Below are 19,194 nucleotides of genomic sequence, written 5' to 3'. Positions count from 1 at the left end.
CCCTTCACGCGGCTCTTGCCGCCGCATCGGGAGTGATCGCACCCGGTACATAGATGCCGTTCGACGCCAGCAGCGCAGGCGTACCGGCGCAGATCTCGATGCGGAACGCTCCAAGGAACGCGCCATCGATGCGGCGCGCGGGGCCGAGCGGCGCTGCGCGCCAGCCCATCGCCAAAACCTCCTCGCGAAAAGCAGCGGTCACGACGCCGGTTAGCATGGTGATTCCGCTGCCGAGCGCATGATCGACCATCGCCGAGATGAGCCGGTTGCGGACACGCAGGCGTCCGGGGGCGCCCAATCGTTGCGGCAGGCAAAGTCGCGTAATCTCGCGAACCTGCTCCCCCCGGGGCGCATCGCACTCGCAGAGCGACGCGAAACGATCGGCGAGAAGATGTGCGCCCTCTGTCGATAGCAGCCGCATCGACCCCTGGTGAATGCAGCCATCGTCGGTGGCGATCAGATAGACCGCCTTGTCGCCGTCATAGCTGTCGATTTCATAGCGGCCGCCGACGACCGGAACATCCCAGCCCAGCAGATCGACGAACAGGGTCTTGCGGTCCTCGAACATCGAGGCGGCGCGCGCATCGGTAAGCGAGCACCCTTTGACAATATGGATCATGGCAGTAGCTCCCGTTCAAATTGAACAGTCGCGAAGGGAGCAGAGATGAAGGGCTCAAACAGTCGTCAATATTGAGGATGCGGCGATCCCGCTCAGAACCGCGGGACGATCTCCTCGATGCAGACGATTCCGCAGGCGAGCGCGATCGCCGGGAGCTGCGCGCGGGAATAGATTCCGAAATGTTCGCGCAGGTCACGCATGTAGGTGCGCACTGTCGTCGGGGCGATGTTCATCATGATCCCGATCTCGACGTCGCTCTTGCCCATCGCCGCCAAGCGAAAGCATTCGAGCCGCTTTGGGCTGAGATGGGGTAATTTCAGCGGGCGCGCCGGAAAGCCGTGCAAGCGCCGCGCCTCGGTAAACGCCTCGCTCGCCATCAGCGTCGCGATCCGGCAGATATGCGATGGCGGCAATTGCCCGTCGCGCGTTGCGAACGTACAGCATCCGGGCGGCTCGCCGGCGACGCCAATCGGAACGGTGAGGCCGTTGCGCAGGCCATGACGCGCGGCTTCGCGCACGATGCGCGCCTGTCGCCGCGTGAAGCCGCCCAGCAGTCGCTCCATTTCGTGCCAGCAGAACGCCCGGCTTGTCGAGCGCGCCGCGAGCAAGGCGGGATCGTCGCGGTAATAGCCTTCGGCGACGAAAACGTCGCCCCAGCTCTGGAAATTGTCCATGCGGAAATATCGCCCACCGGGCTGAAAGAAGGCCATGCTCTGGACGATCGCGAGCCATGGGAGGCCGAGCTGGCGTGCGGCGGCCTCGCTGCAACTGAACAGCTCGCGATCACTGTTCGCGCGCCTGGCCTGCTTAATATAGGCATCGAGGTCGCGAAACGGCACCGAGGGGCACTCCTTTCGACGCGCGCGTTGCGGGCGCGTCTATCGGGCGCGTGGTTCCAGCCCACGCGCGTGCAGCCCCCGATGATTTACTTGGTCTTGCTCGGCCGCCCCGTCGGCTTGTGCGGATGGCGCCGGAGCGTCACCGCCGGGCGCGCCAGTATCGCGCCGATTTCCAGTTCGTCGTCCGAAACGATCGAGATCGATATCCGGCCGGACAAGAGATAGACGGCATTAACGCCGAGTGCCTTCGCGAGCCGCTCCATTGCTTTCAGCGTCGGGCTCGACCGGCCATTTTCGATCGCACTCAGATAAGAGCTGCTCGTGCCCGCATCATGGGCGAGCGCTTCTTGCGTGATGCGCATCGCAAGCCGCAATTTCCTGAGATTCAAACTGAAGGACTTCGACGCATCCATAAGGGCGTAAGTTCACGCCCTGCGACCATTACTCCACACTGGATACAGGTTGGAGTTATTATCTATATTATTACGTTTTTACAAATATTTAAATGAGATTCCCGAACAACGCGCACTCAACTCTGATGCGGATTCTCAGGCGCGCCAAAAGACCGCATTCGGACGGTCGAATCGGTCGATGACCGAAGCCCTCACGCCAGGACATTGGCCGTGGACGCCGCAGTGGAAATCCCATCGGCGTCGTCACATCCGGGGCGAGCATTGATTTCAAGCGCCGAGCGAATCACGATGCGAACAACGTCCCGTGGACACGTCCGCAATCGCCGTTCCGGCGTGGCGTACAGGAATCATCGGATAGTTTGACGTGCCTGTGTGTCGTTGTCTCCTTTGATTTGAATGCAGCGCAGCGAAGCGGAGCGTCGCATTGGTTCATAGTTATGAAATCACCGTTCGTGTCGGGCCGCTGGCCGCCCACCATGCCAACCGACTACTCGCAACAGTCGGTTCTGGCGGTAATCCCGCAGCGGTCCGGTTTGCTCCAGCCCCGCCGAATTGTACTCGGATCTTCATGATGCAGCGGGATCGGTCCGGGGATCGGTAGTGACGAGCCCGAAAAACGTGGCGCCGGCATTGCCTGGAGGATATTGTCGATCTCCCGATAGACGCCTCGCGCTGCCATATGAGGATGGCGCGCCGCTTCGTCCGGATCAAGCACGGGGGCAAAGCAGGCATCGCTGCCTTCCAGCAGTGTGCGCCATTCTTCCCGTGTCCGCATGGCGAATATCTCGCTAAAACGCTGCTTGAGCTCGGGCCAGGCATCACGATCATAGCCGTCGTCAAAACTGCTATCGCCGGCCAACCCCAGCTTTTTGCAAAGCAGCGCATAGAACTTGGGCTCGAGTGATCCGACTGAGATGAAATTCCCGTCGGCGCACCGATAGGTCGAGTACCAGTGAGGGCCGTCAAGGATGCTGCAGCCGCGTATGCTGGCAACCTGGCCGGCGGCCTTCAGGCTCAGGAGCAAGTTCATCATGTGAGCGCTCCCATCGACGATCGCGGCGTCAACCACTTGCCCATTCCCGGTATCCCGCGCGTGCATTGCCGCTGCGAGGACGCCGATGGCCAAATAGAGCGCTCCACCCCCAATATCGCCTACCAGGCTTGGCGGCGCCATTGGCGGTTCACCGGGATGCCCAGCATACCAAAGGGCTCCTGACAGCGCGATATAGTTGATGTCATGGCCGGCCGCTTGGGCGAGAGGTCCCTGCTGCCCCCAACCCGTCATGCGACCGAATACAAGGCGGGGGTTACGCGCTAGGCAAACCTCGGGACCAAGGCCGAGCCTCTCCATCACCCCAGGCCGCATGCCTTCGATCAGTACATCGCCCCTTTGGACGAGATCCAGGACATGCGCGACGCCTTCGGGGGACTTCAGATCCAAGGCAATTACACGTTTCCCGCGGTTCACAATGGCGCCGCTGCCAAGATCGATATTTTCGGAGTTAGGGCTTACGCGTTCAATGACGACGACATCGGCGCCAAGGTCGGCCAACAGCATTCCGCAAAACGGCGCCGGGCCGATGCCCGCAATTTCGAGTATTTTGAGGCCTGCAAGCGGACCAGTTTTCGTCATTCAGGCATACCTGCGTCTGAGACCTTGGCGCTTTGATCCAGGCCGTTTCGCCGCTCCAGATTTCGAGACGGGTTGCAGTCGTGCTGGGCGGCAGTGTCGAAAGTAAGATTGGCAAAATGACCTTGATTCGCCTAATTCATTCTCTGGAGCAATTATTCCTGTGGGGCATGTCCATGCTCGATTCTCGCCTCAAGCATGCCGTCGCGGTTGGTCAGCTTCGTTCCTTCTCCAGGGCAGCGGATGCGGTTGGTGTCACGCAGTCGGCGGTGACCAAGAGTGTCGCTGAACTCGAACGGCATCTTGGCTATTCCCTTTTCCATCGGACCTCACGGGGCGCGATGCCGACAGAGGAGGGACGCGAATTTATTGATCGCGCAGCGCGCTTGCTTGCCGACGCAGCTGAACTACTCGGAGATACAGCCCGCCGCGCCGACGCCTATGCGGGCCCGCTTCGAATCGGACTGTTCCCAGGGTCAATCGACTGGTTGCTCACCCAACCTCTGGTTTCTTTGCTGCGGCGCCATCCGGCAGTGCGCGTCGAAGTCGTTTCGGGCAACAGCGAAAGGGGCGTGCGACTCCTGTCGCGCGGCGATATCGATGTCGCCTTTGGACTTGAAGCGGCCTTTGCACGCTGGCCGGAATTCAAGTGCGAGCGGGTCGCCTCGATCGAAATACTGCCTTTTGTGCGGAACAATCATCCCATTCTGGGGATAAACCCGACCAGCAAGGAGCCGCTGGTCCAGTTCGAATTCGTAGTGCCCTCATCTTCCGAACCCTACACATCGATCATTCAGCAGATGTACGAAAAAAGCGGTAAGCGTCCCGCTGACTGGATCCACATGACAGACTATTTTCAATTGGTTCGACGGATCGTTGCCACATCCGATGCTATCGGGATGGTTGCAAAACAGTTCACCGAGAACTCATGGTTTCGCGCCAATTTCGTGGCCTTGGAGGGAATCGGTTTATTCGATCCATTGACGCTTTGTTATGCTGTGCGTAGCCGCTGGCAGGTAAAACCGGCTGGCCGTGCGCTCGTCAGCCTTGTTCGTCAGGCATGGCGCACCGCATCATCGGATTAACGGCAAGGGGGCGGGGTGCGATCGGAAATCCGCTGCATCCGTCGCGATCAGCTAGAGCATTTCGCGCAGAAGTGGGAACCGGCTTTCCGGCAGGAAATGCTCTAGCAAATTGATCTTGGGCATTTTCCGAGTTGGCGGGTGATTCCACTCGCCTCGAAAATGGCCTAGAAGCTAATCGCCACTTCTCCGCCGATGACGCGCCCCCTGTTTAGCGGTGAAAGGCTTGCACCCGTGCCCCCGAAGGCCGCCGGCAAAGGTGTATCGCCGCCAATCGTCACCTCATTCAGGAGGTTTCGGCCATAGATGGAGAAGCGCCAGTGCTTGTTGTCGGTCGCCAATGTGAGGCTCGCATCGAGCATATCGGCGCCCTGAAGGAAGCCGACGTTGTTGTCGGTGAATGCCGCCTTGTCGCGATGCGTGAAGCTGACACGCGCCGTTGCTGTCCCCAATTCGCCAAGCTGCTGATCATAAGTCAGCCCCACGCCATAGGTCCATGGCGACAGCCTTGGCAATTTGAGCGCACGATCCACATCGTTGATGACGCCATCACCGCTGAGGTCGAACTGGACGTTGCGATACTGGCCATTCACGTAGCCGAGCTGACCCGAAATCACGAGGTTGGACAAAAGAAAAAACTGCCCCTCGGCCTCGACGCCTTTGATTGTGGCGTCGGCGGTGTTCCGTATGACCTGGCTGACGCCAAGCGGTCCGGGCAGGTTGATCTCGCGCTGCAGGTCCTTCATGCGATTGTAGAAGGCCGCCAGGTTGATCCGGTGGCGCCCGAATTGCTTCTTGGCGCCGAGTTCGAAACTGTCCTGGGTCTCTTGATTGAATGGCCCCGGCGGCACAGCGGGATCGGTGTTGCGCAAATTATATCCGCCGCTGCGGAACCCGCGCGTGTAAAGGCCATAAATCTGCGTGTCGTCATCCGGCTTCCACTGAAGGCCGATTTTCGGCGTAAACCCTCGCCATTTTGCCGCGTCGGCGAAATTGGTTGCACAGATCAGCGTGTCTAGATTGCAACCATTTGCGCGTAAGGCCGAGACCCGAACGGCTTTGCGTTCCCAACTATACCGCGCGCCGAGATTCAAGGTCAGCGTATCGGTGAAATGCCAGTCGGTCGAAGCAAAAATGCCCCATGTTGTCTGGTCTTGCGTACCCCCACCGGAAACGATCCGAGCACCGCCCAAAAGATTCCGCAGCTCGGCGTAACGAAGATCCTGGGAAAAATAGTATAGACCGGTTGTCAATTCGACGTCACCGAACCTTCCGGCATAACGAAGTTCGTCGCTGAGTTGATCCTGGTCGATTTCGAAAAAGGCATGAAAGAAGGACTGTGGTGTTCCATCGATATCAGCGCCCGCGGAGGATCGGAATTTCCGATAGCCAGCGATGTTGGTGAAGACGCCTTCGCCCAGACCGACATCGATGTTGGTTTCCACGATCGCCTGGTCCCATTTGGCATCATAGAAACCTGGGAAATTGATCGAAAACCTGAAGCTGTCGCGGGGAAACAGCGCGTGACTCTGGACAGGGGCTCCATCGCTTTCGACATCGCCATGCTCATAGCGGAGATCCATTCGGAAGCGGTCGCCACCCTTGAGCGAAAGTGCCGGGCGAATGATAAGGTCATGTGATTTACCGAAGCTGCGATTGTCGAAGCGGTTGCGAAACCAGCCATTGTCGTCGCTGTAGTAGACGGCCAATTTGGCAGCCAAAACGTCATCGACGATAGGTCCGGTAACCGTGCCGCTTACGGTCTTTTTCAGTCCCGTTTCAATGGATAGCTTGGCTTTGGCTCCAAAATCGAAGCTGGGCCGCGTGGTCCGCACAACCACGGCACCGCCGGTAACGTTGCGACCGAAAAGCAAGCCTTGCGGTCCACGCAGAACTTCGATCCCCTCAAGGTCGAAGTTGTCCAGCACGACACCAGCGTTGATGCCGAGGTAAATACCGTCAGTGAAAACGCCTACGGTGGGGTCGATCGATGGGATCGTGCTGTTGATGCCGAGGCCCCGGATAGTGAAATTGGCATAGCCCGGTGCCGTACCCACATCCTCGAGCTGGACGTTGGGAACGTCGTAGCTCAGACTTTGAAGATTCTGGACGAACTTGGCATCCAGCTGCGCTTCACCAAAAGCCGTGACCGCCATCGGTACTTTCTGCACGCTTTCGCCATAGCCCTTTTTGGTGGCGGTAACGACAATGTCCTCAGCCAGCGCTTCCGTGGCGCTCCCGGTTTGGTCGTTCGCCTGGGGCGTTGCTTCCTGGGCAAATGCTGTTCCCGAGCACAACAACGCGGCAGAAGCCAATAGACATCCTCTCATGGCTGATCCTCTCTTCCCAGGAGATATTGTGTAGTTCATGCCGTTTGGCGGCATTTGAGGGCCGTCGTCCAATTCAATTCGCTGCAGAACTATTCCTGCTGCTCATCGATATCTGGCGGCAGCACGACGCCATCGGCAGCCCGACGGCCGCTCAAAAATATCATGGTAATTCATCGGGTTGATTACGCTCTCAGCGCCCGTTCTACCGCCTCAAGGCTGTCATTCAGCCCGAGCGGGTGCTCGGCATCCGTGAAGTCGACAATTCTACCCCAGTGCCGGGCGACATCATCGAGCGTGAACGCCCTGTCCGCTCCGAAGGCGTGCCCAAGCGCGCGCTCCCACCTAAGCTTGGCGATATAGCCGGCTCCAACTTCAAAAAGCCCTTTGGTTTCGCTGCAATTCTCGTGCGCAAGCCAACCGACCAATGGACTGATCGCTTCCGCTCTGAGATTGGCGAGAAACTCTTGTGGAAAGGCAGTCGCGGTCATACGCGATGCGGCGATTGGGGCGATCGTATTAACCTGGATGTTTCTGGACCGCCCCTCCTCCGCCAGCGCGTTCGCAAGCCCCAATATTCCGAGCTTGGCTGCGGCATAGTTGGCCTGACCGAAGTTGCCGTAGATTGCGGCTGCAGACGTGGTCATGACGATGCGGCCATAGCCCTTGTCGCGCAGTATCGGCCATGCTGCCTGCGTCACTGCCCGCGTCCCATTCAGATGGACCCGCTGAAGCAGTGTCCAGTCTTCGTCGGTCATTTTGTGGAAGCTCACATCGCGCAGGATGCCGGCATTGTTGATGACGACGTCAACGGTTCCGAAGTTGTCAACCGCGGCTTGGATGATCAGCGCGCCCTCCTCGACCGACGCATAATTTGCCACCGCCTGACCGCCCGTGGCTCGAATTTCGTCGACCACATTGTCAGCGGCTGTGGAGCAGCTGCCGCTCCCTTTCTCGTCGCCACCCAGATCATTCACCACCACCTTGGCTCCGCGCCCGCCAAACATCAGCGCGTACTGGCGCCCAAGTCCGCCTCCGGCTCCGGTCACAACCACTACCCTGCCATCGAAACGAAGCTCTTCGTCCATCGCTTGTCTGCCTCTTTTACCTGAGCGACGCATCTGCGCATTTGATCCTGTGCGAGTCAGGCACGCGGCTCCATTTCCGTCGACGCTGTCGTTTTCGTCTGAGCCTTACCGAAAGGCTTGAATGCCGGTCAGGGCGCGCGAAACAACAAGCTTTTGAATCTCCGTCGTGCCATCGGGGATGGGGCAAATGATCGCCTCACGCACCAGCCGCTCAACGATGAATTCGCGGGTGACGCCGTTGCCGCCATGGATCTGAAGCGCATCGCGCGTCGCTTCGATCGCCATTTCGGTGGCGTACCACTTGGCCATCGAGCATTCCGTCTCTGCGCGCGTGCCCGCCTGGACGAGGGATATTGCCCGGTGCGTCAACAGACGGGCTGCGTCGATCTTGGTCGCCATGATGGCGATCTTGTCGGCGATCAGCTGATGGCCGGCGATCTTCTTGCCATGCTGCGCGCGATCGCGAGCGTACGCGATCGCCTCATCCATTGCTCGCCGTGCGATGCCGATACTCCACATCGCCATATGGCAGCGGGCAATCTCGAACACTTGCAACGTATTGCGCAATCCATCGCCGACCCGGCCGATCGTGTTTGCCACCGGTACGCGGCAATCGGACAGGAATATCTGTGCAGTCGATTGGCCGTTGAGCGCCATCTTCTGGATATCGCGCACCTCATACTCACTCTCGTCACGATCGACCAGGATGTGAGTGACTTCATTTTCGCCAGTCTTGCACGTACAGATGAAGATGTCCGAGTAGGCTCCGTTGGTGATCCAGGTCTTTTCGCCATTGATGACCCAGAAATCGCCGTCTCGTACGGCGCGTGTCTTGATGGCGGCGACGTCCGAGCCGACATCGGGCTCCGAGATGCCGAGCGAAACGAACTTCTCGGCCGCGACGAGGTCGGCAAGATAGCGTTGCTTGATCGTCTCCGGGGCGAAGCGGCGGATGAGTTCTGCGCCAACCGCGTTGATGAAGCCGGGTATGGCCACATCGAGCGAGGAATAGGCGATCTCCTCGAAAATGAGCAGATGAGTGAGCCATCCCATATCAAGCCCGCCCCATTGCTCCTGATGCGGTGCGGTAATATGGCCATAGCCGGTCAGTGCTTGAGTCCATTCCTTCATGAGCGGTTTGGGGATGAATCGCTCCCCATGCCGGCGGATTTCCGGCTCAAGCTTGTTGTCGAGAAAGCGGCGGACGGTTTCCACCGCCATGCGTTGTTCATCGGACAGCTCAAAGTTCATATCGTGACCCCGTGTTTCCCTAGGCGCGCTCTGACAACTACCGGCCCAGGATCGTGACGGCGACCACCGCCTCTTCCACCCCGATGACACCTCCGCCGTTCTGCGCGATCGCGAACCGGGCATTCGGAACCTGTCGATCTTCCGCCTCGCCGCGCAATTGCAGCGCAAGCTCGTAGATTTGGCCGAGCCCGGTGGCGCCGATCGGATGTCCCTTGCATTCAAGCCCGCCCGACGTGTTTACCGGAATACGCCCACCCAGCGCCGTCTCACCGCGCTCTGCCGCGAGTCCGCCCTCGCCAGGCGGCGTCAGGCCGAGCGCCTCGATTTCAATGATCTCGCCAACCGCCGTGGCGTCATGCACCTCCGCGACGCCAATATCTTCTGGCCCCACGCCGGCCATCGCATAGGCCCGGTTCGCCGCAAGGCGGCTGACATGGTGGTCATAATCAAAGGGATCGCGCGCGGCGCCGGTTTGCAGCACAGACGCCAGGATTCTTAGCGCCCTGTCCGGGGCTGCCGACAGTTTGCGCCGACCGGCTTCGCTGCAGATGATCGCAGCGGCGGCGCCGTCGCTGATCGGGGAGCACATCGGCAGTGTGAACGGGTAAACGATCGGAGGCGCAGCGAGTACACTTTCGACGGTATATGGGAGGCGATACTGGGCAAGCAGATTGCGCGTCGAATGCATGTGATTTTTCGCCGAGACGGCCGCGATTTGCGCTTGCGTCGAGCCGTAGGTCTTCATGTGCGCGCGTGCCATCGCGGCGTATACATCCATGAAAACGCTGTAAGGCTGACTCGATGTCGTTCCTTCCGGAACATCGACGCCATTGCCCATGGCCAGCAGCTGCGCGCGGCCCGACTCGGTTTCATGCACGTCCCAAGCGCCATCGAATGCACTGAACATGAGCGCCTTGTCGGGCGAGTACATCTTCTCCGCGCCGAGCGCGAGTACGACATCCGCTGCCCCCGATCGAACATAGGCGGCGGCCATGTGCAAGGCCGTGGAAGCCGTCGCACATGCGTTTTCGACATTCACCACGGGAACGCTTGAGATGCCCATCGCTCGCGCCACGATTTCGCCGCGGATCATGTCCTGGCCCTCCATATGCCCCTGGACGCAATTGCCGAAGAAGATGGCTTCGACATCGCCGGCGGTGCATCCTGCGTCGGAAAAGGCCTGCGACGAAGCTTCGGCGCAGAGCATTTTCAGGCTCTTGTCGAACTGTTTTCCGAACGGGGTCATCCCAACCCCCATGACGAATATGTCGGTCATTCGTTGATCCATTCTTCCAATGTGTTCCGCATCCGATCAGGTCTCACCGGTCGGAAAAATCGGGCTTCCGCTTCTCCCGGAATGCCGCCAGTCCTTCGACAATGTCGTTGGACAAGGCGTAAGCAGCCATGGTTTCGAGTTCCTGACGCAGCCCGACTTCGAGCGAGCTATCCTGCGCAGCGCGGACTAGCTGCTTCATGTAGGCGAGCCCTGGCCGGCTCTTTTCTGCAAGAGATTCTACCAGCGCTTGCGCTGCCGCAATGAGATCCTCGGGAGCAACCAGTTGGGTCACGAGTCCGGCTTCCTTCATCTCGGCAGCCGAGATGGTCCCGCCGGTCATCATCAGATGTTTCGCACGCGCTTCGCCGATCTTCCTAGGGAGTCGAACCGACCCTCCACCGCCGGGCAACAGGCCGTAATTTGCATGGGCGTCGCCAAATCTGGCCGGGTGCGCGGCAATGACGAGATCACAGCACAACACCAGTTCCAAGCCGCCGGCGAGCGTAAGGCCGTTGACCGCCGCAATTATCGGAAGGCGCGACGTCTCGATCCTGTTAAAAGCCTGACCGAGCGGCGGCAGAAACAGATTTAAGCGTTCGGCGAGAGTTTGTCCGCCTGTTCCATCGCCAATTGCGAGCAGATCCGCGCCAGCGCAAAACGCCCGTCCGGCGCCGGTAAGAATGCAAGCGCGCACCGTCGCATCTGCTTCCGCTGCCTCGATCGCTGCGGCGAGTTCCTCGGCCAAAGCCAACGACAGACTGTTCAACGCTGCCGGCCGGTTGAGGGTCACCCAAAGCGCTGGGCCGCGTTGCTCAACCAGGATGTATTCATAGTCCATTGCAGTCTCCCGCGCGCCGGCAGGCGGTCACCGGAATAGAGGATGTGGCTAGGATGGCTGCGTCGGTCATGCCCCCGAAATGCGCCGGTCCTGGCCCGCCCAATAGGGCTCTCGAAGCTTTGAACGAAGCACCTTTCCGACATTGCTCAACGGCAGTGGCTCGGCGGTAAAAACGACCTTGCTTGGCTTTTTTGCGGAGCCCAGACGCTGGCGCACCAAATCTATTATCTCGGTCTCCGTGATTTGTGCTCCGGGCTTGACACGCACCATTGCAAGCGGCGTTTCACCCCATTTTTCATGGGGCACGCCAAAGACCGCGACCTCGAGTACACCGGGATGGTCGGCAATTACGTTTTCGATTTCGGTGGGATAGATATTGAAGCCGCCTGACACGATCATGTCGTTGTTGCGATCGAGCAGATACAAAAATCCGTTTGTGTCGATCATGCCGACATCGCCGGTTTTGACCCAGCCATCTTCCATGCGCCGGGCGGTTTCCTCCGGATCGTTCCAGAATTCCTCCATCTGGCCATTTTCGAACCGTGCGACGATCTCGCCGGGCTCGTTTGGTCCCAGCACCTTTCCGTCCTCGTTACGGATTTCGATATCGGCGCCACTCATGGGACGTCCGACCGCCCGAATTGGGGCAGAACCTTCAAATTCGCCGAACCACTCGTTGGGCCCCATAGACGCGATGGGCAGGATTTCGGTCTGTCCATAGCCCGAATGAAGAACATGATTCCCGAATATCTGGCACGACTTGCGAAGCGTCGGCTCGGAGATCGGCGCTGAAGCACTCAGCAGAAACTTCAAATTCGGAAAGTGGCGGCCATATGCCCCGTCGTGATGCACTATGGCATTGAGCATGGTGGGGGCTACAAAGGCATGGCTGATCCGTTCCTGCTCGAGAGTGTCAAGAAAGGACGCTGGATCGAAGCCGTCCATCATCACGTTGCGGGCGCCGCAATACCAGGCCGGCACGAACAGGAAGCCCGATGCATGGGACAACGGGCCGACATGCAGAATGGCATCCCCTGGGGCCACTTGGGGGCCGATGCTGAAAAATGCGGCGGAGATCGTCATCCATGAACGGTGCCGATAGGCAACGCCCTTGGGTTTGCCCGTCGTGCCGCCGGTGTGGCGGATGACACAATAGTCCTCCGGCGCGACGACGGGATCAGGATCCCGGTCCGAGGCTGTCGCCAACCAATTCTCATAGTTGTGATCGCGGATAATGATCCGCTCAAGCGTCGGAGCTTGGGCATCCAGCCCCGCCAACTCCGAAGCCAATGCCTCATCGACCAGCGCCAACCGAGATCCGGTACTCGCGATCATATGGGCGTGCGCTTCACATCGGTTGCGCGCATAGAGAGGAACACGCGTATAGTTTCCAATGGCAGCCGCCAGTATGATGTCGGCGGCCTCGATGGAGTTCTTCTCCAGCGTAGCAATCCGGTCACCCGGTTGAAGGCCGCACTCCGCAAGAGCATTTGCGAGCTTCACGCCGCGCAACCAGGCTTCCGAGAAAGTCAACCGCCTGTGGCCGTGAACGAGAGCCTCTTGCTGGGCGAAATAACGTGCGGCGCGACGTATTTGCGTACGGACGTCCATCAGCCGCGCTCCTCTAAGGCGCTCGCCCACAATGGCGCAGTCGACACATAATAAACTGACATGCGATAGGCCTCTCCGGACTTCTTTTCGTAAGCATCTGTGTCTGCAGCATTGATCCAATCGTCCAATTCAATATTCTGCGATGCTATTCTTGCTGCTCATATTATCGTGCCGGATCATGTCGGCGGCTTTCTCGCCGATCATGATGCAGGTTGCATTGGTGTTGCCGTTGACGACTGATGGCATGATCGAGGCATCGGCCACGCGGATATTTGCGAGGCCGTGAACGCGCAGGCGGTTGTCGACCACCGCCATCTCGTCGGTGCCCATCTTGCATGTTCCCACCGGATGATAAGCATGATTGGCTTCTGCCCGGATATAGGCGTCGATCTCTTCATCAGTTTCAAGGTAGCGGTCAGGATAGAGAGGCCGTTTCATCATCGCCTTCATGCGATCCGAATGCAGGATCTCCTGCACGACACGGAAGGCATTGCGCAACGTCTTGAGGTCGTCGGGATGACTCAAGAGATTGAGGTCCATCTTGGGATCGGATTCGGGGTTTGAGTCATGTAAGGCAACCCAGCCGCGGCTCTTTGGGCGCCCAATATTGAGAATGATCGTATAGCCCCATTTCGTCATCAGCTTGTAGTCGCGCGCATGGTCGCGATAGGCGAGCGGCACGACATGGACCTGGCAGTCCGCCCGGTTCTGCCCCGGCGCGGATCGCAAGAAACCGCCTGCAGCCGTGGGCGGCGATGCCAGCCAGCTTTTCCTTTGCGTGAGATACTGGAATAGGTCTCGCACGGTCTTGAGCGCGCCAACGACATTGAGTGCGATCCCGAGCCGCTTCTTCGACTGGTAGATCAGCATCAGGTCAGGATGGTCGTGAAGATTCTGGCCGACACCGGGAATATCATGAATCACTTCGATTCCATGCTTCTCCAACTCATCACGCGGTCCGATACCGGAAAGCATCAACAGTTGGGGCGAATTATAGGCGCCGCCGCTGACAATGACTTCCTTTTCGCACGGGATCGTCTTCAACTGCCCGTCCTGGGAATACTCGACTGCCACCGCGCGGTTGCCCTCAAACCTGATACGATGGACGCGGGCATGTACTTCGACGCGGAGGTTGCCGCGCCTGCCCATCACCGGATCAAGGTAACACGCCTTCACGCTGGCGCGCTTCCCGTCCTTCACGGTAAACTGATAGATGCCGACACCTTCCTGGCTGGCACCATTGAAGTCCGGATTGGCTTGATGGCCCAGTCCAGTCGCCGCCTCGATGAAAGCATCATAGACATCGAATTCGCGCTTGCCGTTGGATACGTGAAGCGGTCCCGACGAGCCGTGAAACTCATCCTCACCGCGCTCATTATTCTCAGCCTTGCGGAAATAGGACAGGACATCGTTGTAACCCCAGCCGTCGTTGCCGAGTTCGGCCCAGTGGTCGAAATCCGACCGGTCGCCGCGGATATAGACCATCCCGTTCATACCGCTCGATCCACCCAGCATCTTCCCGCGCGGATTGTAGAGGCGGCGGTCGTTGAGCGCCTTTGAAGGGTCGGTGTTGAACCGCCAGTTGAGCGTATTGATCCGATAGTCTTGGATCAGCGCCCCAAAAGCGCCGGGCGTGGACACAAGCGGCGAGGTGCCTGGGCCGCCTGCCTCGAGCAGGCAAACGGTGACATCGGGGTCCTCGGACAACCGGCTGGCGATAACGCCGCCCGACGACCCACCTCCAATAATTACATAGTCAGCCATTTGCTTCCCTTGTCATTCGACCCATGCTGGCGACCCGGCGTCATGCAACATGCCAGCATCAACCGCCGCAGCCACGTCAGAGGATCTTTTCGAAGATGTTGAGTAGTCCTTCGGTCTTGCTCGAATAGGGTGGCAGAAGTTGACCAAGCAGGCTGAGTTTCGGCTGAGAGAACACCGGCTTGTAATGAGTGAAGCGCTCGAAACTGGCGACGCCGGTATAGGCACCGATGCCGCTCTGTCCGATGCCACCGAAAGGCAGCCGGCGCTGGAAGACGTGCATGACCGTGCCGTTGAGAGTCACGCCGCCAGCGTGCGTTTCGGAAATGATCTTGCGCCGTTCCTCACTTTCGTCGCCAAAATAATAGAGCGCCAGCGGGCGCTCATGCCGGTTTACGTAGCGAATGAGCTCGTCTTCGGAGCGATATGGCATGATCGGCAGGATCGGTCCGAAAATCTCCTCCTGCATCATCGCCATGTCATCGGTAACGTCGAGAACCGCCAACGGCACGATCCGATGCCGTTCAGGAAGCGTTCCATCGCCGTTGTCCGAGAGGTTGAGCACCGTCGCGCCCTTGGCTTCGGCATCATCGAGCAAACCTTGGAGCCGCGCGAACTGTCGGTCATTGATGATACTGGTGAAATCGGGGTTGCTTGCCGCGTTGGGGTAGCATTTGGCAACCTGAGCGCGGAGTGCGGCGACGAAGCTTTCCATCTGATCGACATGGACGAAGGCATAGTCAGCGGCGATGCAGGTCTGGCCGGCGTTGAGCAGCTTGCCGAACACTAAGCTTTCACAGACTTGTGCAAGCGATGCACCCTTGCCCACGATGGCAGGGCATTTGCCGCCAAGTTCCAGAGTAACAGGTGTAAGGTTGGCAGCCGCCGCTTCATAGACTTTGCGGCCAACCGCGGGTGAACCGGTGAAGAGAATATGGTCGAAAGGTAGGGCCGTCATCGCCTGTGCCATGTCGGGCCCGCCCTGGACAATCGCGAATTCCTCTTCGGCGAAATACCGGCGCACAAGCCGCTCGCTGGCTTCGGCGGCGTTGGCGGAAACTTCGCTCGGCTTTGCGATCACGCGGTTGCCGGCCGCCAATGCACCGGCCGCGCCAACGAATATGGTGCCGAGCGGATAGTTCCACGTGCCGAGAACGCCCACCACACCTAGGGGCTGGGGGACCAGGCGCGATGAACCGGGAAGGCCGAAGATGTCAGTCTTCACCCGCCGCGGCCTCAGCCACGTCTTCAGATTGCGGCGCGCAAATTTAATTTCCGATATGCCAAGCATCAGGTCGAGCAGGATAGTCTCGTAGCGGGATCGAATGCCGAAATCGGCGGCAACGGCATCGACCAATTCGTCTCTGTGCTGCTCAAATATCCGGCCAAGGCGCCCGAGCAGGTCCATGCGTTCTTCGTAGCTGCGCGAAACCTGCTCACGCGTCCCTTCGCGTTGGGTCGCGAAAATTCGTTCCAGCTCAGTTCTGTTCCGAGACGCATCCACGTTAAATCGTCCGGAGGCGCGCTGGCCGCTCGGCGCTGCTCGCCTGGGCGGTGCTTTCAGCTGCGCCGATCTCAGTGATCACAGCGCGCTCGATTCTGTACGCCGTGCCGATGAATGAGGGACCGTTGCCGGTGGAACGCATCATGGATGCTCCTCGGTCTGAAAGTCAGGTCGAAAAAATCGGGGGCAGCGGGCGGGAGAGGATGCCCGCCGCCCCCGTCGCAGCAGCGATCAGAACTTGACTGTCGCTTCGACGCCATAAGTGCGCGGCATGCCGCGGTTCAGATAATCGTAGCCGAACACGTTGATGTTGAGGCCGTAGGTGTAGTAATATTTGTCGAACAGATTCTTCGCCCACAAGCTAACCGACATATTGTCGTGCGCATAGGTTAATCGCGCATTGGCGAGCCAGTAGCCCGGATTTGCGCATGTAATCGCCTTACCCGCGAGCGTTATGTTCGATCCCGCTGGGGGTGTATCGCACGGTGTCTGCCCATAATTCTTGAACGGATCAAAATAGTACTTGCCCATGTAGGACGCATCACCGCGCAAGGTCAGCTTGTTGGTGCCGTCATCGATCATATCCCAGTCGAATCCGGCCTGGAACGTAACCTCCGGCGCGTTCGGGAAGGGATTGCCGTTGACGTTCAATGTCGGGCTGGCCGGGTTTGCCGGATCGATCACATTGCCTTTGTACTTGCTGTTGAGATAGCCCAGCGAAGCATCGAAACGCAACGTATCGGCCACCTGCCAGGCGAGTTCGGCCTCGCCACCGAACAGGCGACCATTGGCGCTGCGCGTGAAGGTTGTAGCGCCGACCACCTGCGTTACTTGGTGATTCGAATACTCGTAGTAGAAGCCCGCGAGGTTAAGTTGGACGCGGCGATCGAACAGCCGGGTTTTGAGCCCCGCCTCATATGCATTCACCTTTTCAGGCTGGATATAATAGACTTGATTGACGCCCTGATAGGCAAGCCCGTTGAAGCTGCCGCTGCGGTAACCGCGACTGTACTGGAGATAGCCCATGATATCATCGGCGAACTCATAGCTGACATTGATACGGCCGGTTAGCCTGTTTGCCTTTTCGCGCTGCTCAAGCGGCGCGAGATTGGGGTTGTATGGATTGCTGTAGGGGATCAGGTTGACAACCGGCGTCGTACCGTCGAGCGCATAGAGGAAAGTGCTGCCGTTAAGGTAATTGACCTTATCCTGGGTGTAGCGTGCACCCACCGCCACGGTCAGCCGCTCGGTCGCTTTCCAGGTTACGTCGCCGTAGATCGCCTTCGAGGGGCGCGACACGTCAAAACGCTGTTCGCCGAGGATCGGGGTGAACGGAGGCGCGCCTGCCCCGGCGCAGCCCGCCGAAAAGCTACCCCCCATGCCGCCATTGCCCGTATTATTGATCGCGATGTCGGTCTGGAGTGCAATCAGCGAGCGTGCATCAAGGAAGCCGTTGGGATTGATCTCGATCGCGTCGCAGAATCCGGCATCGCCAGGCCCCAACGCCGGATTGGCGGCAAAGGCTGGGATATAGCGGATCGCGTCGGGCGTTCCGATTGCGGCGTTATTGTAGCTGCCCGGAAGACCGGCGCCAAGCAGCAGCGGCCTCAGCGCCCCGAAAAAGTCCGGGTAGTTGACCGTCTTGACCTTGTCCCTGCCATAATAAAGGCCGGCAATGATATCGAGGCGGTCGTTCGAATAGCTGAAACGCAGGTCCTGGTTGAAATTCTTGCTCGTCGACGTGAGGCCGATCGAGCAGAGATCGGCTGGGCCGCCATCGCAATCATCAGGATTGTTGATATAGTCGCCGGTGTCGTAGCCGGTAATCGAGGTGACGGAGAATTGGTCGCTGACATCCCATTTGATGTTGAGGGCTATCCCTTTCGACTTGCTGATGTTCTTACCTACCCGATCAACTGCGACCTCATTGTCACGCAGCAACCGCCCGCCTAGGAAAGGTTGCGGATCGTAACGCGAATAGCCGAGCGCATCCTGCCCGCCCGCGAGTTGACCACCTGCATAGGGCGCGGTGCCCCATGGATCGTCCTTCGCGGCATAGAGCTTCAAATTGATGTCGAGATCGGGATCGGGCCGGAAGCGGATCGAGATGCGACCGCCGATCGTATCGGTGGTCCCTAGGTCGCGCTCATTCCCAGGCAGTACATTGCGCTGCCAACCATCCCCTTTTGCAAAAGTACCGGCGACGCGGACGCCCAAGATGTCGGGAACCAGCGTCGCTTCAGCGGCGCCCTGCACCGTGAAAGTGTCGTAATTGGCATAGCCGGCGGTCAGATAGCCATTGGCCTCTCCCAGATCCGGCTTGCGCGTGAAGAAGCTGATCGCGCCACCCGTGGTGTTGCGACCGTAGAGTGTTCCTTGCGGTCCGCGCAGTACCTCGACCCGGTCGATGTCATAGAGTTGCAGGCCATGGCTCGCCCGGAAGCTCTGATAGACTTCATCGACATAGACGCCAACCGGCGACGCAGTGGAGGCGGAAAATTCGTTCGCCACTGAAATCCCGCGCAGCGAGAAATTCGGTTGGGTGCGACCATAGGGAGTGGTGACTTGCAGGCTGGGGATCGCGCCCATCAAGTCTGAGGTCTCCGTGATGCCGCGCGTGCGCAGCGTCTCGCCGCCTATGGCGGAAACGGCGGCTGGAACATCCTGCAAATTCTGTTCGCGCTTCTGCGCCGTGACGACGATTGTCTCAAGGCCACCTTCCTGCGCCTCGGGCTTTTCGCCCTGCGATGCAGCGTCCTGGGCATGTGCCGGCACTGCAAGCGCACACGCGATCGATAGCGCGGTGGCACAAAGCAAATTTGTCCTAAAGGCTGTGACCATGACTGTCCTCCCCACGGCATTTTTTGATTTGGCGCCATTTGCCGCGCCTTGGGGCTCATCGTCCAATTCAATTTGTTGGCGAACTATTCCTCCCACTCATTGATTAAGGACTGA

Annotated in this window: 15 protein-coding genes; 1 reads left to right on the top strand and 14 read right to left on the bottom strand. The window is 59.2% G+C overall.

Annotation, left to right across the window (positions count from 1 at the left end):
- Positions 1 to 4 precede the first annotated feature (4 nt).
- From RIA72_RS04440 to RIA72_RS04425, 4 genes are all read right to left on the bottom strand, one after another.
- On the bottom strand, positions 5 to 619 hold the full coding sequence (locus RIA72_RS04440; RefSeq protein WP_017499961.1) for an acyl-homoserine-lactone synthase: 615 nt from the start codon (positions 617 to 619) through the stop codon (positions 5 to 7).
- 92 nt (positions 620 to 711) lie between these two features.
- On the bottom strand, positions 712 to 1,458 hold the full coding sequence (locus RIA72_RS04435) for a LuxR family transcriptional regulator (RefSeq protein ID WP_017499962.1): 747 nt from the start codon (positions 1,456 to 1,458) through the stop codon (positions 712 to 714).
- An 86-nt stretch (positions 1,459 to 1,544) separates the two neighbouring features.
- Positions 1,545 to 1,871: a helix-turn-helix domain-containing protein gene (locus tag RIA72_RS04430; RefSeq protein WP_017499963.1), complete on the bottom strand. Its 327-nt coding sequence runs from the start codon at positions 1,869 to 1,871 to the stop codon at positions 1,545 to 1,547.
- A gap of 487 nt (positions 1,872 to 2,358) precedes the next feature.
- On the bottom strand, positions 2,359 to 3,504 hold the full coding sequence (locus RIA72_RS04425; RefSeq protein WP_026108913.1) for a CaiB/BaiF CoA transferase family protein: 1,146 nt from the start codon (positions 3,502 to 3,504) through the stop codon (positions 2,359 to 2,361).
- Between the two features lie 80 nt (positions 3,505 to 3,584).
- Here RIA72_RS04425 and RIA72_RS04420 point away from each other — a divergent pair, with 80 nt between their 5' ends.
- Complete coding sequence (locus RIA72_RS04420; RefSeq protein ID WP_017499965.1) at positions 3,585 to 4,586, top strand: LysR family transcriptional regulator; 1,002 nt, start codon at positions 3,585 to 3,587, stop codon at positions 4,584 to 4,586.
- Positions 4,587 to 4,750: 164 nt separating this feature from the next.
- Here RIA72_RS04420 and RIA72_RS04415 read toward each other — a convergent pair whose 3' ends face one another.
- The 10 genes from RIA72_RS04415 to RIA72_RS04370 all read right to left on the bottom strand — a co-directional run bounded on the left by RIA72_RS04415 (position 4,751) and on the right by RIA72_RS04370 (position 19,080).
- Positions 4,751 to 6,898 (bottom strand): TonB-dependent receptor, encoded by a 2,148-nt coding sequence (locus RIA72_RS04415; protein WP_208598043.1) that lies wholly within the window; start codon positions 6,896 to 6,898, stop codon positions 4,751 to 4,753.
- A gap of 197 nt (positions 6,899 to 7,095) precedes the next feature.
- Entirely contained in the window at positions 7,096 to 7,998 is a 903-nt protein-coding gene (locus RIA72_RS04410; RefSeq protein WP_011415065.1) for an SDR family oxidoreductase, read from the bottom strand.
- A 105-nt stretch (positions 7,999 to 8,103) separates the two neighbouring features.
- Positions 8,104 to 9,249: an acyl-CoA dehydrogenase family protein gene (locus tag RIA72_RS04405; protein WP_017499968.1), complete on the bottom strand. Its 1,146-nt coding sequence runs from the start codon at positions 9,247 to 9,249 to the stop codon at positions 8,104 to 8,106.
- A gap of 37 nt (positions 9,250 to 9,286) precedes the next feature.
- Entirely contained in the window at positions 9,287 to 10,507 is a 1,221-nt protein-coding gene (locus RIA72_RS04400) for a thiolase family protein (protein ID WP_431521399.1), read from the bottom strand.
- Positions 10,508 to 10,568: 61 nt separating this feature from the next.
- The gene (locus tag RIA72_RS04395; RefSeq protein WP_011415062.1) at positions 10,569 to 11,363 is read right to left on the bottom strand and encodes an enoyl-CoA hydratase/isomerase family protein; all 795 of its coding nucleotides are present in this window, start codon (positions 11,361 to 11,363) and stop codon (positions 10,569 to 10,571) included.
- 66 nt (positions 11,364 to 11,429) lie between these two features.
- Positions 11,430 to 12,974 (bottom strand): class I adenylate-forming enzyme family protein, encoded by a 1,545-nt coding sequence (locus RIA72_RS04390; protein WP_026108915.1) that lies wholly within the window; start codon positions 12,972 to 12,974, stop codon positions 11,430 to 11,432.
- A 129-nt stretch (positions 12,975 to 13,103) separates the two neighbouring features.
- On the bottom strand, positions 13,104 to 14,738 hold the full coding sequence (locus RIA72_RS04385; protein WP_350031148.1) for a GMC family oxidoreductase: 1,635 nt from the start codon (positions 14,736 to 14,738) through the stop codon (positions 13,104 to 13,106).
- 76 nt (positions 14,739 to 14,814) lie between these two features.
- A complete protein-coding gene (locus RIA72_RS04380) occupies positions 14,815 to 16,239 on the bottom strand; it encodes an aldehyde dehydrogenase family protein (RefSeq protein ID WP_157228455.1) in 1,425 nt (474 codons plus the stop codon).
- Between the two features lies 1 nt (position 16,240).
- Positions 16,241 to 16,384 (bottom strand): hypothetical protein, encoded by a 144-nt coding sequence (locus RIA72_RS04375; RefSeq protein WP_168196078.1) that lies wholly within the window; start codon positions 16,382 to 16,384, stop codon positions 16,241 to 16,243.
- An 86-nt stretch (positions 16,385 to 16,470) separates the two neighbouring features.
- The gene (locus RIA72_RS04370) at positions 16,471 to 19,080 is read right to left on the bottom strand and encodes a TonB-dependent receptor (RefSeq protein WP_223181513.1); all 2,610 of its coding nucleotides are present in this window, start codon (positions 19,078 to 19,080) and stop codon (positions 16,471 to 16,473) included.
- Positions 19,081 to 19,194 lie beyond the last annotated feature (114 nt).

Origin of the sequence: Sphingopyxis sp., assembly GCF_040216815.1 — a bacterium.
Lineage (GTDB): Bacteria > Pseudomonadota > Alphaproteobacteria > Sphingomonadales > Sphingomonadaceae > Sphingopyxis.
Note: the sequence above shows the minus strand (reverse complement) of the source record. Positions and strands in the feature narration are given on the sequence as shown.

Bases quoted from the DNA above. Each gene is read 5' to 3' on its own strand.
- RIA72_RS04410 (WP_011415065.1), bottom strand. From the start codon at position 7,998: ATGGACGAAGAGCTTCGTTTCGATGGCAGGGTAGTGGTTGTGACCGGA.
- RIA72_RS04375 (WP_168196078.1), bottom strand. From the start codon at position 16,384: ATGATGCGTTCCACCGGCAACGGTCCCTCATTCATCGGCACGGCGTAC.
- RIA72_RS04425 (WP_026108913.1), bottom strand. From the start codon at position 3,504: ATGACGAAAACTGGTCCGCTTGCAGGCCTCAAAATACTCGAAATTGCG.
- RIA72_RS04430 (WP_017499963.1), bottom strand. From the start codon at position 1,871: ATGGATGCGTCGAAGTCCTTCAGTTTGAATCTCAGGAAATTGCGGCTT.
- RIA72_RS04385 (WP_350031148.1), bottom strand. From the start codon at position 14,738: ATGGCTGACTATGTAATTATTGGAGGTGGGTCGTCGGGCGGCGTTATC.
- RIA72_RS04440 (WP_017499961.1), bottom strand. From the start codon at position 619: ATGATCCATATTGTCAAAGGGTGCTCGCTTACCGATGCGCGCGCCGCC.
- RIA72_RS04370 (WP_223181513.1), bottom strand. From the start codon at position 19,080: ATGGTCACAGCCTTTAGGACAAATTTGCTTTGTGCCACCGCGCTATCG.
- RIA72_RS04400 (WP_431521399.1), bottom strand. From the start codon at position 10,507: ATGGGGGTTGGGATGACCCCGTTCGGAAAACAGTTCGACAAGAGCCTG.
- RIA72_RS04405 (WP_017499968.1), bottom strand. From the start codon at position 9,249: ATGAACTTTGAGCTGTCCGATGAACAACGCATGGCGGTGGAAACCGTC.
- RIA72_RS04395 (WP_011415062.1), bottom strand. From the start codon at position 11,363: ATGGACTATGAATACATCCTGGTTGAGCAACGCGGCCCAGCGCTTTGG.
- RIA72_RS04390 (WP_026108915.1), bottom strand. From the start codon at position 12,974: ATGGACGTCCGTACGCAAATACGTCGCGCCGCACGTTATTTCGCCCAG.